At 70.7% G+C, this 16,264-nt stretch carries 13 protein-coding genes; 6 read left to right on the forward strand and 7 right to left on the reverse strand.

Features of this window, described 5'->3' with window-relative positions; all coding sequences use genetic code 11:
* Nucleotides 1-257 precede the first annotated feature (257 nt).
* The 5 genes from ABZX79_RS27075 to ABZX79_RS27095 all read left to right on the forward strand — a co-directional run bounded on the left by ABZX79_RS27075 (nucleotide 258) and on the right by ABZX79_RS27095 (nucleotide 5,251).
* Nucleotides 258-1,010, forward strand: coding sequence for a GntR family transcriptional regulator (locus tag ABZX79_RS27075; RefSeq protein WP_355262880.1), 753 nt, complete (start codon nucleotides 258-260; stop codon nucleotides 1,008-1,010).
* A gap of 247 nt (nucleotides 1,011-1,257) precedes the next feature.
* Nucleotides 1,258-1,437 (forward strand): SPOR domain-containing protein, encoded by a 180-nt coding sequence (locus ABZX79_RS27080; protein WP_355262883.1) that lies wholly within the window; start codon nucleotides 1,258-1,260, stop codon nucleotides 1,435-1,437.
* Between the two features lie 26 nt (nucleotides 1,438-1,463).
* Entirely contained in the window at nucleotides 1,464-1,886 is a 423-nt protein-coding gene (locus tag ABZX79_RS27085; protein WP_355262886.1) for a (deoxy)nucleoside triphosphate pyrophosphohydrolase, read from the forward strand.
* 196 nt (nucleotides 1,887-2,082) lie between these two features.
* Entirely contained in the window at nucleotides 2,083-2,532 is a 450-nt protein-coding gene (locus ABZX79_RS27090; protein WP_355262889.1) for an ATP-binding protein, read from the forward strand.
* Between the two features lie 157 nt (nucleotides 2,533-2,689).
* Nucleotides 2,690-5,251: a SpoIIE family protein phosphatase gene (locus ABZX79_RS27095; protein ID WP_355262892.1), complete on the forward strand. Its 2,562-nt coding sequence runs from the start codon at nucleotides 2,690-2,692 to the stop codon at nucleotides 5,249-5,251.
* Nucleotides 5,252-5,263: 12 nt separating this feature from the next.
* Here ABZX79_RS27095 and ABZX79_RS27100 read toward each other — a convergent pair whose 3' ends face one another.
* From ABZX79_RS27100 to ABZX79_RS27130, 7 genes are all read right to left on the reverse strand, one after another.
* Nucleotides 5,264-5,974 carry a PspA/IM30 family protein gene (locus ABZX79_RS27100; RefSeq protein WP_355262895.1) on the reverse strand — a complete coding sequence of 237 codons (711 nt, stop codon included), beginning with the start codon at nucleotides 5,972-5,974 and terminating at the stop codon, nucleotides 5,264-5,266.
* 49 nt (nucleotides 5,975-6,023) lie between these two features.
* Nucleotides 6,024-8,144, reverse strand: a complete 2,121-nt coding sequence (locus ABZX79_RS27105) for a TPM domain-containing protein (RefSeq protein WP_355262898.1) — start codon at nucleotides 8,142-8,144, stop codon at nucleotides 6,024-6,026.
* Nucleotides 8,145-8,609: 465 nt separating this feature from the next.
* Nucleotides 8,610-9,611 (reverse strand): arylamine N-acetyltransferase, encoded by a 1,002-nt coding sequence (locus tag ABZX79_RS27110; RefSeq protein WP_355262901.1) that lies wholly within the window; start codon nucleotides 9,609-9,611, stop codon nucleotides 8,610-8,612.
* Nucleotides 9,547-10,320 carry a succinate dehydrogenase/fumarate reductase iron-sulfur subunit gene (locus ABZX79_RS27115; protein WP_355262905.1) on the reverse strand — a complete coding sequence of 258 codons (774 nt, stop codon included), beginning with the start codon at nucleotides 10,318-10,320 and terminating at the stop codon, nucleotides 9,547-9,549. Before ABZX79_RS27115 ends, ABZX79_RS27110 begins: the two co-directional genes overlap by 65 nt.
* Nucleotides 10,317-12,293, reverse strand: coding sequence for a fumarate reductase/succinate dehydrogenase flavoprotein subunit (locus tag ABZX79_RS27120; protein ID WP_355262908.1), 1,977 nt, complete (start codon nucleotides 12,291-12,293; stop codon nucleotides 10,317-10,319). The genes ABZX79_RS27115 and ABZX79_RS27120 overlap by 4 nt, the downstream gene beginning before the upstream one ends.
* Nucleotides 12,294-12,324: 31 nt before the next feature.
* Nucleotides 12,325-13,152 (reverse strand): hypothetical protein, encoded by an 828-nt coding sequence (locus ABZX79_RS27125; RefSeq protein WP_355262911.1) that lies wholly within the window; start codon nucleotides 13,150-13,152, stop codon nucleotides 12,325-12,327.
* 69 nt (nucleotides 13,153-13,221) lie between these two features.
* Nucleotides 13,222-13,515 (reverse strand): hypothetical protein, encoded by a 294-nt coding sequence (locus tag ABZX79_RS27130; protein ID WP_355262914.1) that lies wholly within the window; start codon nucleotides 13,513-13,515, stop codon nucleotides 13,222-13,224.
* A 304-nt stretch (nucleotides 13,516-13,819) separates the two neighbouring features.
* Between ABZX79_RS27130 and ABZX79_RS27135 the strand changes: the two genes are divergently transcribed.
* Nucleotides 13,820-16,171 (forward strand): ABC transporter family substrate-binding protein, encoded by a 2,352-nt coding sequence (locus ABZX79_RS27135; RefSeq protein ID WP_355262917.1) that lies wholly within the window; start codon nucleotides 13,820-13,822, stop codon nucleotides 16,169-16,171.
* Nucleotides 16,172-16,264 lie beyond the last annotated feature (93 nt).

Raw genomic sequence — 16,264 nt, forward strand, 5'->3', positions numbered from 1 at the left:
TGAAGTCCAACTGAACACGTGAGCGGGGCGGTCGCTTCGGCGGCCGCCCTTGCTGTGCGTCGCCGGACGGGAGTGCGGGCGGCGGAGAAAGTATCGAAGCGGTGCGGATCTTGGCGCGGGGTTCCGATTTCTATACCCCGGGAAGCCCCTGCTTAAAGACAAAGTCATCACTTCGGGTGAAACTTTGGCCTGTGCTTGCGGTCAACAACCGACGGTTGCCACGCTGTTGCTGTGTGTCAACCTGATGGGAGTGGCCAGTGACATTCGGTGAGCAGCCGGCCTATCTGCGCGTCGCGGGCGATCTACGGCAGAAGATCGTCGACGGTTCCCTGCCACCCCACACCCGGCTCCCCTCGCAGGCGCGCATCCGCGAGGAGTACGGCGTCTCCGACACCGTGGCGCTGGAGGCCCGCAAGGTCCTGATGGCGGAGGGCCTGGTCGAAGGCCGCTCCGGCTCCGGTACGTACGTACGGGAGCAACCGGTCCCGCGCCGCGTCTCCCGCGCGGGCTACCGGGGGACCCTCCCCTCGAACCCGTTCCGGCAGGAGCAGGCGGAGGCCGGTGCGCGCGGCACCTGGGAGTCCAGCAGCGAGCAGGAAGAGGCGACTTCGGACATCGCCAAGCGGCTCGGCGTCCAGGAGGGCGACCGGGTGATGCGCACGCGGTACGTCTTCAGGGACGCGGGCGAGGCGATGATGCTGTCCACCTCGTGGGAGCCGCTGGCCGTGACGGGGCGTACGCCCGTGATGCTGCCCGAGGAGGGGCCGCTGGCCGGCTGCGGCGTCGTCGAGCGGATGGCGGCCATCGACATCGTCGTGGACAACGTGGTGGAGGAGGTCGGCGCGCGGCCCGGACTCGCGGAGGAGCTGATGAGGCTCGGCGGCGTACCGGGGCATGCGGTGCTGGTCATCGAGCGGACGTACTACGCGTCGGGGATGGCGGTCGAGACGGCCGATGTGGTCGTCCCCGCCGACCGGTACCGGATCGCCTACCACCTGCCCGTGAAGTGACCGATACGCGGACGCCCTGTGCTGATGCCTGTGCCGACCCTGCGTAAGGGCTGAGGTCACGCGGGAGGAGAAGGGGGCGCACTTTTTGGGGTGCGCCCCCTTCCGCATGGCTTGTTGCGTACCTCTTTGTGTAAAAGCGTATCCGCTGAGTGAAGGTCAGGCGTACGCTCGGGCATATGCGGATTGCGGTTTCCTGGAGATCCTTAGAGGCGAGTGCACCGGCGGACGCGGCGGACGGAGGCGCGCGATGAACGACAGTGGCGCTGTCCTCCCCTGGTTGGTCATACGGCAGGACGACAACGGCAACCGCTACCGCGTCGGCCGGTACGCGACGCGGGTCGAGGCGCAGAAGATCGCTGACAGCCTGGATGAGCGCGGCCACAAGCAGCTCTACTGGGTCGAGCGGATAGGCCAGAGCGTCCAGTAGCCGCCCGTACGCCGTAGGCTCCCGCCATGACTGATCGTGTCGTGGTGGTGGGTGCGGCCGTGTTCGACGAGGGCCGGCTGCTGGCAGCGCGCCGCAGCGCCCCGCCCGAGCTGGCCGGCCGCTGGGAGCTGCCCGGCGGCAAGGTGGAGCCCGGCGAGAGTCCGGAGCAGGCGCTCGTACGCGAACTGCGTGAAGAGCTGGGCGTCGAGACGGACGTGCTGGAGCGCATCCCCGGCGAGTGGCCGCTGAAGCCCGGTTACGTCCTCCAGGTGTGGACCGTCCGGCTGCTGTCCGGCAGGCCCCGCCCCCTTCAGGACCACGACGACATGCGTTGGCTCCGTCCGCACGAGGCGGACACCGTGGACTGGCTCACCCAGGACCGCCCTGCTGTGGCCGAGGCGGTACGCCGCCTGAGCGCCTTGCCGGGGCCGCCCGCGGCGCAGGCCTGAGCACCGACTGACCGACTGACCGACTGGCTGGCTGACCGGCTGGCCGTCGGCCGGCGCGGGGCGTGCGGGGACACCCGGTACGCCGTTCGTGCCACAGTGCTTCCGGGACCGGGATAGGCCGACCCGTATATCGGGTATGTGCTGATTAACCCCCCGAAAAAGGACGCGGGTCTGCGGCTGGTCTGGCATCTGGGATGTGGTCGGCGTGATCGACACCGACGGCGACTGCGCCGAGTGGACGTTCCCTGCTGAGCCCGACGCCGTCCGTTCCGCCCGCCACGCCGTCCGCGAGGCGCTGCGCGCCTGGGGCCTGCTCGACACCATCGGCGATGTGACCGTGCTGCTGGTCAGTGAGCTGGTGACCAATTCTTTGCGGTACGCGTCGGGGCCGATCGGGGTCCGTCTCGTACGCCCGGACATCAAAGGAGCCGCGGACGGCGCCGACGGCCACCCCCCGGGCGTGCGCCCCGTACTGGTGGTCGAAGTCTCGGACCCCCTTCCGGATCCGCCCCTGGAACGCGTCGCGGAACCCGATGACGAGGGAGGACGCGGTTTGCAGCTCGTGGCGGGCTCCGCGCAGCGATGGGGTACGCGTCGAGGCAGAACAGGCAAGACGGTGTGGTTCGAGCTGGCTCTCCCTGGTTAGAAGAGTGAAGGGACAACGATCACCTCGCGGCTCTCTTTCCCCGGCCGAAAAGGAACGAGACCGTGCTGTGATCGTGAACGCCGTGCCGGTTGTGACCGTAGTGCTGAATACTGCGGGAAGGACCGGTCCGGTGCGTTGAGCTGGAGGGGACGGTCGCGTGAACGAGATATCAGCGGCAGCGGGCGAAGTGATGTGGCAGAACAGCCCGCCCGGCTCGATCTACGACTACATAAGAGTCGCGTCCTTCTCGATCGGCCCCTGCGGGCTGGTAGAGCAGTGGAGCAGGCGGGCCGAAGAGCTGTTCGGCCTGCCCGCGGCCGATGTCGTCGGCAAGGATCCGGTCGAGGCCTTCATGCCCCCCGAGCTGCGGGTGCGCGGACGCAACCGGCTCTCCGAGATCCTCGACGGCAAGGAGTGGACGGGCCTCGTCCCGTTCCGGATGCCCGACCGCGAGGACCGTCAAGCCGGTGCGGTGCGTGCGCACGGCATCGCGGAGATCTACGTGATGCCCAGCGCCACGGCCGACGGCGAACAGGCCGCGCTCTGCCTGGTCGTCGACGTGCGTGCCGTACGCCGGATCGAGACCGATCTCGCCGCTTCGCAGGCCATTTTCGGCCAATCTCCGTTCGGATTCCTGCTGTTCGGTACGGACTTCACCGTGCAGCGCGCCAACAAGCGCTTCGCCACCGTCTTCGGCGGCGCCGTGGAGGACCACCGCGGCCGCACCGTCCACGACTACCTCACCCGCCCCGAGGCCGACCGCATGACCGCCGCCCTGGAACGGGTCCTGGAGACCGGCGAGGCCGTCACCGACATGCAGATCGTCGGCAGCGCCCCCGGCGACACGGAGCCCAGGCACTGGTCGGTCAACCTCTACCGGGTGCACAGCGGAGCCGGCCGCACCATCGGCGTCGCCGGGCTCGCCACCGACGTGACCCGCCGTCATGTCGCCGCCCGGGAGGCCGCCGACGCCCGCCGCAACCTCGCCCTGCTGAACGAGGCCGGCGCCCGCATCGGCAACTCGCTCGACCTGGAGACCACCGCCCGCGAACTCCTCGACGTCGCCGTCCCCGGCTTCTGCGACCTCGCGTCCGTCGACCTCTACCAAGGCCTCCTGGCCGGTGACGAGGCCCCGCCGGGGCGGGCCGACGGCAGCGCGGAGCTGCGCCGGGTCGCCTTCGCCAGCGCCGTCTCCGACGGGCCGCTGTCCGCTCCGGCCTGCGTCGCCGACGGCGAGGACCCCGGGCCCACCGAAGTGGGCGCCGTACACCGCTACCCGTTCAACTCGCCCTGCGCGAGCGCCCTGCGCACCGCCCGCGTCCAGGTCGTACCCGGTGAGGAGGGCAGCCTCGTCCACACCACGCTCGCCGTGCCGATGGTGGCCCACGACACCGTCGTCGGCCTCGCCCAGTTCTCCCGTACGAAAGGCAGCGAGCCCTTCGGCGAACGCGACCGGGCGCTCGCCACCGAGCTCGCCGCCCGCGCCGCCGTCTGCATCGACAACGCCCGCCTCTACCGGCGCGAGCACGAACGCGCCCTGATCCTCCAGCGCAGCCTGCTGCCCCCCGGCGACCCCGAGGCAGCCGGGCTCGACATCGCGTGCCGCTACCTGCCCGGCAATACGGCGACCGAGGTGGGCGGCGACTGGTTCGACGTCATCGAACTGCCCGGCCACCGCACGGCCCTGGTCGTCGGCGACGTCATGGGACGCGGCCTGCGCGCCGCTGTCGCCATGGGAGAACTGCGCACAGCGGTACGGACCTTGGCCCTGCTCGACCTGGAGCCCGCCGAAGTCCTCTCCGCCCTCGACGAGATCGCGCGCGGCCTCGGCTCGCCCAGCGGCGCGCAGCACGCCTCGCGCGCCGTCCACAAATCGCGGGAGGCCGACCTGTCGGAGGTCTACCTCGCGACCTGCGTGTACGCCGTGTACGACCCGGTCACCCGCCGGTGTACGTTCGCCAACGCCGGCCACCTGCCGCCCGTCCTCGTCGAACCGGGCGAGGAGGCGCTGCTGCTCGACGTACCGCCGGGAATGCCGCTCGGCGTCGGCGGGGAGCCGTTCGAGGAGGTCGAGGTCGAGGTGCCGGAGGGCGCGCTGCTCGCGCTCTACACCGACGGCCTCGTCGAGTCGCGCGACCATCCGCTCGACGAAGGGCTGCTGGCGTTCCGCGCCGCGCTCGCCGATCCCGTACGCCCCCTGGAAGACGTCTGCGACCACGTCCTCAACACCCTCGACACCCGGCACGGCGAGGACGACATCGCCCTGCTCATGGCCCGCATCCAGGGGATGCCCGCCGAGTCGGTCGGTGACTGGTCGCTGCCGAGCGAGCCGCGCTCGGTGGGCCGGGCGCGGGAACTGGCGCGGGCGCAGCTGGTCACCTGGGGCCTCGAAGACCTGGTGGACACGACAGAGCTGCTGGTCAGCGAGCTCGTCACCAACGCGCTGCGGTACGGCGAGGGAGACATCAGGCTCCGGCTGCTCCTCGACCGTACGCTCGTGTGCGAGGTGTGGGACGCGGGCCTGGTCCAGCCGCGGCGGCGCCGCGCCCGCGACACCGACGAGGGCGGGCGCGGGCTTCAGCTGGTGGGGCTGCTCAGCGCCGCGTGGGGATCGCGGCGTACACCGCGCGGAAAGACCGTCTGGTTCGAACTCGCCCTGCCGAAGGGGGAGGCGGAGAAGGGTGAGCTCAGTTTCGACCAGCTGCTGAGCCTGTTCTGAGGCGCGTCCGCGTCACCCGGTCTTCATGGCGGCCAGCCTGGCCTCGATCTCGGCGTCGTCGCCCAGGCTGTCCAGCTGCTCGAACTGGGCGTCCAGCGACGAGGCGGCGAGCTCCTGCTTGCCCATGGCCCTCGCCTCCTCGCGGCGTACCTTTTCCTCGAAGCGGCTCAGCTCGCTGGTCGGGTCCAGTACGTCGATGTTCTTGACGGCGTCCATCATCTGGTTCTGCGCCTGGGCGGACTTGGCGCGGGCCACCAGTTCGTCGCGCTTGGACGTCAGCTCGGTGAGTTTGGTCTTCATCTGGACCAGACCGGCCTTGAGCTTGTCGACCACCTCGGTCTGCATGGCGATGACCGGCTCGGCGGCCTTCGCCTCCTTCTCGGACTGGAGCTGGCGCTGGAGCGCGACTTTGGCGAGGTTGTCGAACTTGTCCGCCTCGGCGGCCGGCCCGGCCCCGCGCATCTCGTCGGCCTTCCTGCTGGCCGCGAGCGCCTTGACGCCCCACTCCCTGGCGGCATCGACGTCCTCCTTGTGGTCGAGCTCCAGGAGCCGCAGATTGCCGATGGTGGTGGCGACGGCCTCCTCGGCCTCCGCGATGTTGTTGGTGTAGTCGCGGATCAGCTGGTCCAGCATCTTCTGCGGGTCCTCGGCCTGGTCGAGGAGGGCGTTGATGTTGGCCTTCGCGAGCTGGGTCACGCGGCCGAGGATGGTCTGCTTCGTCATGCCGTGTCTCCTTGAGTGGTGTACGTCGGCGGTGTCGGTCGGTTACGTGTCAGAACCGGCCGCCGCCACCTCTGCGGGCCCGCGTGCCGCCGCCGCCGAAGCTGCCGGGGCCACGGCCGAAGCCGCCGCCGCCGAAGCCGCCGCCGCCGAAGCCGCCCCTGCTCCGGCCGCCGCCGAGGACTTCGCCGAGGATGATGCCGCCGAGCACGGCTCCGTTCAGGCCGCCGCCGCCGGCTCCGCCTCCGATTCCGCCGAAGCCGCCGAAGCCGCCGAAGCCGCCGACGTCGGCGCCGAGCTGGTCGGCGTACCCGTGTGCGTCCTGTTCGGCCAGGCTCTGCGCCTGCCGCGCCATCGCGTCCGCCTGCTGGGCCTCGGCGAGCGCGCTCGGCGCGTCGGACGCCGCGGCGGCCGCCGACCGTTCGAGGTGCCGCTGGGCCTCCGCGATGCGGGTGCGTGCCCGGCTGCCGACCGCGCCCCGGTTCGTCGTGATGTAGTCGGCGGCCGCGCCGATCGACGCGCGGGCGGCGAGAGTGGCCTGGTCGAGCAGGGCCCGCGCCCGCCGCCCCGCCGTCTCGCGCCGGCGCACCGCCGACAGGGCATCGTCGAGCACCGCGTCGGCCTCCTCGACGCGGCGCAGGGCGTCGATCGGGTCGTACCGCCCCGACTGCTTCTCCTGCTGTACGTCGATGACGACCGACTCGGCGCGGGCGATGCGCCCCTGGAGGTCTGCCGTCGAGACGCCGCTGCCCGTGTCCTCCTCCTTGAGGCCCTGGAGCAGACCGCGCGCGTCGGCCAGATCGGTCTCGGTCTCGATCAGCGCTCCGGGGAGCTTGCCCGCCGCCTCGGCGAGTTCACGGGCGCGGCGGTCGACGGCGTCGACGAGCGTGGCCGCCTGGCCGACGGCGCCCTCGGCAGCCCGTACGAACACAGCAGCCTTGCCCGTGTCGCCCGCGTCCACCGCCTGCCGGGCCTCGGTGAGGCTCGCGGTCGCGAAGGCGAGCCGGTCCTTGGCCTGCGCGGCGTTGCCGGTGATGGGCGCGGAGGCGGAGTCGGCGTACCGCTGGCGCATGGCGGTCAGCATGGCCTCCGCCGTGCCCGTACGGCCGACGAGATCGCGGAACGCGGCTTCGGCGGCCGCCAGCGCCTGCGGGGCGTTCTGCTCCAGGGCCCGGAGCTGGTCGAAGGCTTCCGACTCGGCGTCGAGCCGGCGGTTGGCCTCGGTGCAGCGGGCGATGATCTCGTCGAGCATGCGGCGGCGGGTGGCGTCGTCCTCCGGATAGGCGTCGTCGAGCTGCTGGCGCAGCCGGAAGGCGACGGCCAGCTCGCTCTTGGCGTGCGCGAGTGCCTCGCCGAAGGGGCGGGCGGCCTCCTCGCCGAACTGGGCGGAGGCGAAGCCCAATTCCTCCTCGCTGGTATGGATCGCGTCGTCCGCCTCGACGAGGTCGCGCTTGGCGCGGGAGTCGAGTTCGGGGAGGGGAGTCTGGGGCTCTTCCTTGTGCAGGGCGGGCGTGGTGCGGGTGGCCGACCGCTTTCTGCGCCGGGTGTATGTGTACGCCGCCAGCGCGACGGCCGCGCCGACCGCGACCACGGGGAGCACCAGGTCGCCGGCGCCGCTGACGCCGTCGTCCTGGTCGCCGCCGGGGTCGGCGACGCCCGGGGTGATCGTGGGCACTGGGACGGGCCGGCCGGCGAGCACGGCGGCGTAACCGTTCGCGGCGCCGATCGCTGCGCCGGCCCAGTCGTTCTCCCTCAGGGCCGGCTCGATCGCCGTCCTGGCGACGTCGTCGAGCTCGGAGTCGGTGAGGCGCGATTCGTGGTCGACGGAGTAGGCGTACTGACGGTCGTGGGTGGCGACGGCGAGCAGCGCGTCGTCGCGGCCGAGGCCGTTGCGCTCGGCGGTGTCGTCGGCCCAGCTCTGGGCGGATCTGCCGGAGAAGTCACGGACGTAGGCGACGAAGAGCTGGATGCGGCGGGTGTCGTAGAGCCGGTCGAGGGCGGACTCGACGTCGTTCGTACGGGTGCCGAGGGCGCCTACCTTGTCGGTGATCTGGCCTTCTCGGGAGAGGCCGATGGGGTCTTCGGCGCCGGCGGCCCGGGCGGCCGGGAGGGCGAGACAGCACGCGGCCAGCAGTGTGCTGAGGACTGCGCGGGCGGCGGCTGTTCGCGTCACGTTTGCGAGGTTATGTCGCGACTGTGCGCCCCGCGACCGGACGGCGGGCACGCGTTTGCGGCTCCGCCGCGCGAGGGGCTCCGCCCCAGACCCCGGTCCTCAAACGCCGGACGGGCTGAGGTCGCCGGGGGGTGGCTGGGGCTCCGCCCCAGACCCCGGTCCTCAAGTGCCGGACGGGCTGAAGTGGCCGGGGTGGCTGCCGGGGCTCCGCCCCAGACGCCGCTCCTCAAGCGCCGGAGGGGCTGAAGTTGCCCAGGGGGCTCGTCCGAGCTGGGGGCTTCGCCCCAGCTCGAGGTTGCCGCACTCTGGCGGATCCAGCGCAGCCAAATCCAGCCCGTCCGGCGTTTGAGGACACGCCCGTAGGGCGTCTGTGTTGTCTGGGGGGCTGGGGGCTTGCCCCCAGTTTCGGGAAGGGGCGGGTAGGGGACAGCCCCGCAGGGGGCCCGGCGGGGCGGAGCCCCGGGGTCAAGCCAGCTTGGTCAGGAGCAGGGACGTGTCGGCCGGGGTCAGTTCGATGCCGAACACGTCCGCCAGGACCTTCGGCACTTCCTCCGGCTCCAGCTCCCGCACCTCCGGCGGCCCCGGAACCCCCGGCCGGATGGTGGTCAGCGTGCGGTTGTCCAGGAGGTGCAGGCGGTCCGGGTGCACCCGCTGGATGAACGGGCGGTAGCTGAAGGGCGAGTGCGAGCTCGTCGCGATGAAGTGGTTCGCCATCCGGAAGTCGACCGGGTATTGCGGGTCCAGCGTGAAGGTGTGCCGCGCCATCCACCCGTCACCGGTGTCGTCGCTTTCGCCCTCGAGCTCGCCGGCCGGCTGGTACAGCGTCCACCCGTCCGCGCCCGGCGTGACCTCCCCGCGTCGCAGCCGGTACGCCCACACCCCGTCCGTCGTTTCCGTCCCGTCCGTCAGCTCGATCGGCTCCAGCGGGCTCGCCCCGAAACCGATGTCGCTCAGCCAGCGCTGCCCGTCGATCTCCACGATCAGCATGGCGTGCGTGGTCGGCAGCATCTTGGGCGCGCCCATCCGGATCCGGCCCAGGACCGCGAAGAACGTGAAGCCGAGCCGCTCAAGCGCCGCGGCGTACAGCGTGGCGTGCTCGAAGCAGTAGCCACCGCGCGCGTTCCCGATCATCTTGCTCTGGAGCGTGGCGAGATCGAGCGGAACGTCGCCGCGCAGCACCGAGTCCAGGTTCTCCCAGCGTACGGAAAGTACGTGCGCGCGGTGCAGTTCGCGCAAGGTCGCCAGGGTGGGGGAGCGGTCCCCCTCGTACCCCAGATGCGCCAGGTAGGCGTCCAGATCGAGTGCGTCACCGTTCCACATGCGTACGTTCCCCGTCGTCTTGTCCGTCGTGTTCGTCGTGTGCGACAGGTGAAGCGCGGGACGTACGAACTCTATTCCGGCTCTATTCCGGGCGGCGCCGGAAGATCTTGTCGCCCAGCCAGACCAGTGGGTCGTACTTGCGGTCAACCGCCCGCTCCTTCAAGGGAATCAGGGCGTTGTCCGTGATCTTGATGTTCTCGGGGCAGACCTCCGTGCAGCACTTGGTGATGTTGCAGTAGCCGAGCCCGTGCTCCTCCTGCGCGGTCGTCTTGCGGTCGAGGCCGGTCTCGGCGGCCGCGTCCAGCGGGTGCATGTCCAGTTCGGCGATCCGCATCAGGAACCGCGGTCCCGCGAAGGACTCCTTGTTCTCCTCGTGGTCGCGCACCACATGGCAGGTGTCCTGGCACAGGAAGCACTCGATGCACTTGCGGAACTCCTGCGGGCGCTCCACATCGATCTGCTGCATCCGGTACTCGCCCGCCGCGACCCCGGCAGGCGGCACAAAGGACGGCACTTCCCGCGCCTTCGCGTAGTTGAAGGACACGTCCGTCACCAGATCGCGTACGACGGGGAACGCCCGCAGGGGCGTGACGGTGATCGTCTCCTCACGCGAGAAGACCGACATGCGCGTCATGCACAGCAGCCGCGGCCGCCCGTTGATCTCCGCGCTGCACGAACCGCACTTGCCCGCCTTGCAGTTCCAGCGCACCGCGAGATCCGACGCCTGGGTGGCCTGGAGGCGGTGGATGATGTCGAGGACGACCTCACCCTCGTTCACCTCGACCTTGAAGTCCTCCAGAGCCCCGCCGTCCGCATCACCGCGCCAGACCCTGAAGGCCGCTGTGTAGCCGCTCATGACAGGAGCTCCTCTTCGGCTAGGTACTTGACCAGCTCTTCCTTCTCGAAGAGGCCCAGCAGATCGGGGCGGATGGGCTCGGTGGTCTCCCGTACGAGCGAGATCTGGCCCTGCATCGGATCGGCCGGCGCCATCGCACCCGACGGGTCCGTCAGCCGGCACAGGAGATTGGCGCGGCGCCACGCGCGCTCCATGGACGGGCAGTCCTCGCGGGTGTGGCCGCCGCGGCTCTCGGTACGCTCCAGCGCCGCCCGCGCGACGCACTCGCTGACCAGCAGCATGTTCCGCAGGTCCAGCGCGAGGTGCCAGCCCGGGTTGAACTGCCGGTGGCCTTCGACTCCGGCCCGGTGTGCCCGTACCCGCAGGTCGGCCAGCTTCTCCAGGGCCTGCTCCATCTCCGGCGCCCGCCTGATGATGCCGACCAGGTCGTTCATCGTCTGCTGGAGTTCCTGGTGGAGGGTGTACGGATTCTCCGGCGGGCGCCCGTCCGGCGCGCCCGGCGCGGGTCCTTCGGCGCTGAAGGGGCGCAGCGCCTCGGCCGCCGCCGCGTCCACCTGGGCCTCGTCCGGCTGCGGGCGTGCGGTCCCGGTCCCGGTCCCCGTGCCGGTCCCGTCCCCGAACCCGATCGCGTACTGCGCCGCGTGCAGCCCGGCTCTGCGGCCGAACACCAGCAGGTCGGAGAGGGAGTTGCCGCCGAGGCGGTTCGAGCCGTGCATGCCGCCGGCGACCTCGCCCGCGGCGTACAGTCCCGGGACGTTGCGGGTGGCCGCGGTGTCGGAGTCGACCGCGATGCCGCCCATCACGTAGTGGCAGGTCGGGCCGACCTCCATCGCCTCGGCGGTGATGTCGACGTCGGCCAGCTCCTTGAACTGGTGGTACATCGACGGCAGCCTGCGCCGGATCGTCTCCGCCGGCATGCGCGTCGACACGTCGAGGAACACGCCGCCGTGCGGCGAGCCGCGCCCCGCCTTCACCTCGGAGTTGATGGCGCGCGCGACCTCGTCGCGGGGGAGCAGCTCGGGAGGACGCCGGTTGTTGTCCGGGTCCTCGTACCAGCGGTCGCCCTCCTCCTCCGACTGCGCGTACTTCTCCTTGAAGACGTCGGGGACGTAGTCGAACATGAACCGCTTGCCTTCGGAATTGCGCAGTACGCCGCCGTCGCCGCGCACCGACTCGGTGACGAGGATGCCCTTCACTGACGGTGGCCAGACCATCCCCGTCGGGTGGAACTGGACGAATTCCATGTTGAGCAGCGGGGCTCCCGCGAGCAGCGCCAGCGCGTGTCCGTCGCCCGTGTACTCCCACGAATTCGACGTCACCTTGAAGGACTTGCCGATGCCCCCGGTGGCCAGCACCACAGCCGGTGCCTCCAGTACGAAGAAACGGCCGGACTCGCGCTCGTAACAGAAAGTGCCCGCTACCCGGCCTTCGTCGTCTTTCAGGACGCGAGTCACCGTGCACTCCTGGAAGACCTTCAACCGCGCCTCGTAGTCACCGAATTCGCGGAAGTCCTCCTGCTGGAGCGAGACGATCTTCTGCTGGAGCGTGCGGATCAGCTCCAGGCCGGTCCGGTCGCCGACATGCGCGAGGCGCGGGTACTCGTGCCCGCCGAAGTTGCGCTGCGAGATCTTTCCGTCCGGCGTACGGTCGAACAGCGCGCCCCAGGTCTCCAGCTCCCACACCCGGTCCGGCGCCTCGCGCGCGTGCAGCTCCGCCATCCGCCACTGGTTGAGGAACTTGCCGCCGCGCATGGTGTCGCGGAAGTGGACCTGCCAGTTGTCGCCGGAGTTCACGTTGCCCATGGAGGCGGCGATGCCGCCTTCGGCCATCACCGTGTGCGCCTTGCCGAAGAGGGACTTGCAGATGACCGCGGTACGGGCCCCCTGCTCCCGCGCCTCGATGGCGGCGCGCAGTCCGGCGCCGCCCGCGCCGACCACGACGACGTCCCACCCCTGCCGTTCGAGCTGCGTCATCAAACACCTTTCATTCAGTCGTCCGGGACAGCTAGAACAGCCGCGGGTCGTCGAAGGCGCCGGACGCCACCAGGTAGACGTAGAAGTCGGCGAGGGCGACGCTGATCAGCGAGGCCCAGGCGAGCTGCATGTGGCGGGCGTTGAGCTTGCCGACCCAGCCCCACAGGCGGTAGCGCACCGGGTGCTTGGAGAAGTGCTTGAGCTTGCCGCCGACGATGTGCCGGCACGAGTGGCAGGAGAAGGTGTACGCCCAGATCAGCACGATGTTGATCAGGAAGACGACCGTGCCCAGGCCCATGTGGCCCCACGCGTAAGTCTCGTCGCGGAAGGCGAGCACGGTGTCGTACGTGAGGATCCCGGCGACCGGGACGGCGGCGTAGAAGAAGTACCGGTGGATGTTCTGCAGGATCAGCGGGAAGCGGGTCTCGCCGGTGTACGTCTTGTGCGGCTCGGCGACCGCGCAGGCCGGGGGCGAGGCCCAGAAGCCCCGGTAGTAGGCCTTGCGGTAGTAGTAGCAGGTCAGCCGAAAGCCGAGCGGGAAGATCAGGATCAGCAGGGCGGGGGACAGGCCCCACCAGCTGCCGAAGATCTCCCAGTTGGGGCCGCTCTTCATCGGTACGCAGTTCTCCGCCAGGCAGGGCGAGTAGAACGGCGAGACGTAGGGCGCGGCGTAGTAGTCGGCGTTCGCGAAGGCCCGCCAGGTCGAGTAGACGATGAAGGCGAGCAGCCCGGCGGCGGTCGCGGCGGGCGCGAGCCACCAGCGGTCCGTACGCAGGTGGCGGGCGGTGATCGCGGCGCGTGAGGCGCTGTGGACGCCTTGGACGTCCGTACGGGGCTGGGGTTCTGTGCCAGTGGCCAACGATGACTCCGTATGGAGCGGGCAGTCGGGACAGGGCGGGGGTGTACCGCTGCGAACGCGGCCGTGCCGTCAGGGCGCGTGCCGGTCGCGCGCGCCGAGGCCCTCGTCGTCCGAGTCGGTCCACAGCGCGCTGTTGTACGGGTCGTCCGGGATGGTCACCAGGTCGGGGCGCGCCTCGGCCTTGCGCAAGGCGGGCGCGGCGTCGTTCAGCAGGGCGACGCTTTCGCGCAGATGGCCGGCGTCCGTGCGTACGCGCCTGATCTCCAGGCTGCCGCCGCCGACCTGCTGCTCGACCCGTTCGACCGACTGGACCAGGTTGTCGAGGCTGCGCTGAACCGCTGCCAGGTCTTCTTGCAGGGACATGTAGTGCCCTCATTTCCACGGTGGCGCGTGGTAACGCTCATGCGCCTGCGAGTGTCGCGCGTCACGTCCCCTCTTGTGAAGGGATGTGCAGCGATTCTCGGCGCGCGTCCCCCCGTGCGCCCCCTTCTGTTGGGCCGCACGGGTGGGGTTCGAGAGGTTCACCGCCGTGTCGCCGACGGCTCACGCGCGGGGTCCATTTCAGTGGAGTGGTAATTGATGTGATCACCATCATATGCCGCCAAATGTGAAAAACCGGGCTCATTCCGACAGGGGATGAGCCGGGCCGGCCCTGGAGGTACCAGCCATGTCCCACGTCGGCGTCCCACGCGGGGAGGCAGCCCCGGTAATCCACCGCAGGCACCGGCGAACGCGAGCCGCCCGCGCGCTCGCGCTCGTCACCGCCGGGGTGCTCACGCTGCCCGCACTGGCCGGCTGTACCTCGGGCGACGACGCGGACCAGGCGGTGACGGTCCCCCAGGACATCGCCCCTGCCGGGCGCGAGCAGGTCAAGGACGGCGGCACGGTGCGCTGGGCCGTCGACACGACGGCTCCCACCCTCAACGCCTTCCAGGCCGACGCCGACGCCTCCACCACGCGCATCGCGGGCGCCGTACTGCCTTCGCTCTTCACCCTCGACGAGCGCGGGCGCCCGCAGCGCAACGCCGACTATCTGGAGTCCGCCGAGATCGTCGAGCGCGAACCCAAGCAGGTCGTGCTCTACAAGATCAACCAACAGGCGGTGTGGAGCGACGGCCGGGAGATCGGGGCACCGGACTTCCTGGCCCAGTGGCGGGCGCTGGGCGGCCGGAACACGGCGTACTGGACCGCCCGCAACGCCGGCTACGAGCGCATCGAGAAGATCGAGCGCGGCGCCAACGACCTGGAGGTCCGGGTCACCTTCGCCAAGCCCTACGCGGACTGGCGCTCGCTCTTCACGCCGCTCTACCCGCAGGACGTGATGGGCAGCCCCGACGCCTTCAACGACGGGGCCCGGGACAAGCTCAAGGCGACGGCCGGCCCCTTCACGCTCAAGGAACTCGACCGCGCGGGCGGCACGGCCACGCTCGAACGCAACCCCCGCTGGTGGGGGCAGCCCGCGAAGCTCGACACGCTCGTCTTCAGCACCGTGACGCGCGACAAGCGCGCCGCCGCCCTCGCCGCCGGTGAGCTGGACATCGCCGACATCGGCCGCAGCACCGCCGACCGCATCGCCCTCGCCGGCCGGGACGCGGGCGCCAAGGGGCAGCAGCTGAAGCACGGCCCCGGGGCCGCCGTCACGCCCGCCTCCGCGCTCAGATCCTGGGCGATCGCCCACGGCTCCTCCGAGGAGCTGGCCGCCGCCGAGCAGGAGACGCGCAGGGAGTCGCAGGAGGCGATCAGGAAGTACGCCGCCGAGCAAACCGCACTGCGCGGCTTCGACATCCGCAAGTCCCTCGAACCCGCCTACACGCAGCTCGCGCTGAACGGCACCTCGGGCCCGCTCACCGACGACCGCGTACGCCGCGCCGTGGCCCGCGCCATCGACCGCCGGGAGCTCGCCGAGGCCGTCCTGAAGCCGCTCGGCCTGCCCGCCCACCCGCTCGGCAGCCACCTCGCGCTGGCCGGCCAGGAGGCCTACAGCGACAGCAGCGGCGCGCTCGGCGACCAGGACACCCAGGCCGCCCAGGCGCTGCTCGCGGACGCGGGCTGGACGCCGGGCGGGGCGGTGAAGCAGAAGCCGGACGGAGCGAAGGCGGGCGCCGGGGCGGAAGGCAGCGAGGCCGAAGACGGGAGTGAAAAGGAGGAGAAGAACGAGGGAAGCGCAGCCGACGAAGGGATGTACATCGTCGGTGACGAAGTCAACAGCGATTCCAAGCCCCGCGGCGCCCACAGCTCGGAATCCGGTACGTACGTCCTGGCCCCGGCGCCCGCCGCGGCGCTCCAGGGCCGGGCCGTTCGCATGCAGGCACGTTTCATCAAGGCGAAGAGCGTAGACACGACCGTCGAGGACACAGAGGACAGCGCCGACGGAAAGAAGAAGGGCGGCGTCGCCGGCGCCTACGCCCCGCGCGGCACCGCCGCCCCCGCGCCGGCCACGGCCCCCGCCGCCGGCGGCCCGCTCGCCAAGGACGGCAAGCCGCTGACCTTGCGTTTCGTGCTCCCGTCGGGCCCCGGATCGGAGTCGCTGCGTACCGTCGGAGAAAAGATCGCGCGGATGCTGGAGCGCGTCGGCGTACGTACGAACATCGTCAAGGTCTCCGACGACAGCTACTTCAAGGACCACGTCGCCTCCGGCGACTACGACCTCGCCCTCTACTCCTGGCCCGCCACCGCCTACCCGGCCACCGACGCCCGCCCCATCTTCGCCAAGCCGGAGCCGGCCGCCGACGGGTCCCTGGTCGTCGAGCAGAACTACACCCGCGTCGGCACCGACCACATCGACCAGCTCTTCGACCAGGCCATGACGGAGCTGGACGAGAAAGCGGCCCGCGACCTCGTGAAACGGGCCGACGCCCGGATCTGGGCAGCGGCCGGGTCCATCCCGCTCTTCCAGCGCCCCGAGCTGGTGGCGGTCAAGCCGGAGATCGTCAACGCCGGCGCCTTCGGCTTCGCCGCCCCGCGCTATCAGGACATCGGCTTCAAGAAGGCAGAAAACGCCAAGGGCGGAAAGAACTAGCAGGTCGGAACCAGGTCGGAACCAGGTCTGAACCCTCAGGATTCGCTCAAGTCCCTTGCCCGCCGGCGCCCCCGGCGGGCAAGGTGCTGGGTG

The sequence above is a fragment of the Streptomyces sp. NPDC002994 genome, from assembly GCF_040611155.1.
In the GTDB taxonomy this organism is placed as follows: domain Bacteria; phylum Actinomycetota; class Actinomycetes; order Streptomycetales; family Streptomycetaceae; genus Streptomyces.

Coding starts and splice junctions, on each gene's coding strand:
- ABZX79_RS27100 (WP_355262895.1), bottom strand. CDS start 5,974: ATGACGAAGCAGACCATCCTCGGCCGCGTGACCCAGCTCGCGAAGGCC.
- ABZX79_RS27115 (WP_355262905.1), bottom strand. CDS start 10,320: ATGAGCGGCTACACAGCGGCCTTCAGGGTCTGGCGCGGTGATGCGGAC.
- ABZX79_RS27130 (WP_355262914.1), bottom strand. CDS start 13,515: ATGTCCCTGCAAGAAGACCTGGCAGCGGTTCAGCGCAGCCTCGACAAC.
- ABZX79_RS27080 (WP_355262883.1), top strand. CDS start 1,258: ATGAACGACAGTGGCGCTGTCCTCCCCTGGTTGGTCATACGGCAGGAC.
- ABZX79_RS27085 (WP_355262886.1), top strand. CDS start 1,464: ATGACTGATCGTGTCGTGGTGGTGGGTGCGGCCGTGTTCGACGAGGGC.
- ABZX79_RS27120 (WP_355262908.1), bottom strand. CDS start 12,293: ATGACGCAGCTCGAACGGCAGGGGTGGGACGTCGTCGTGGTCGGCGCG.
- ABZX79_RS27135 (WP_355262917.1), top strand. CDS start 13,820: ATGTCCCACGTCGGCGTCCCACGCGGGGAGGCAGCCCCGGTAATCCAC.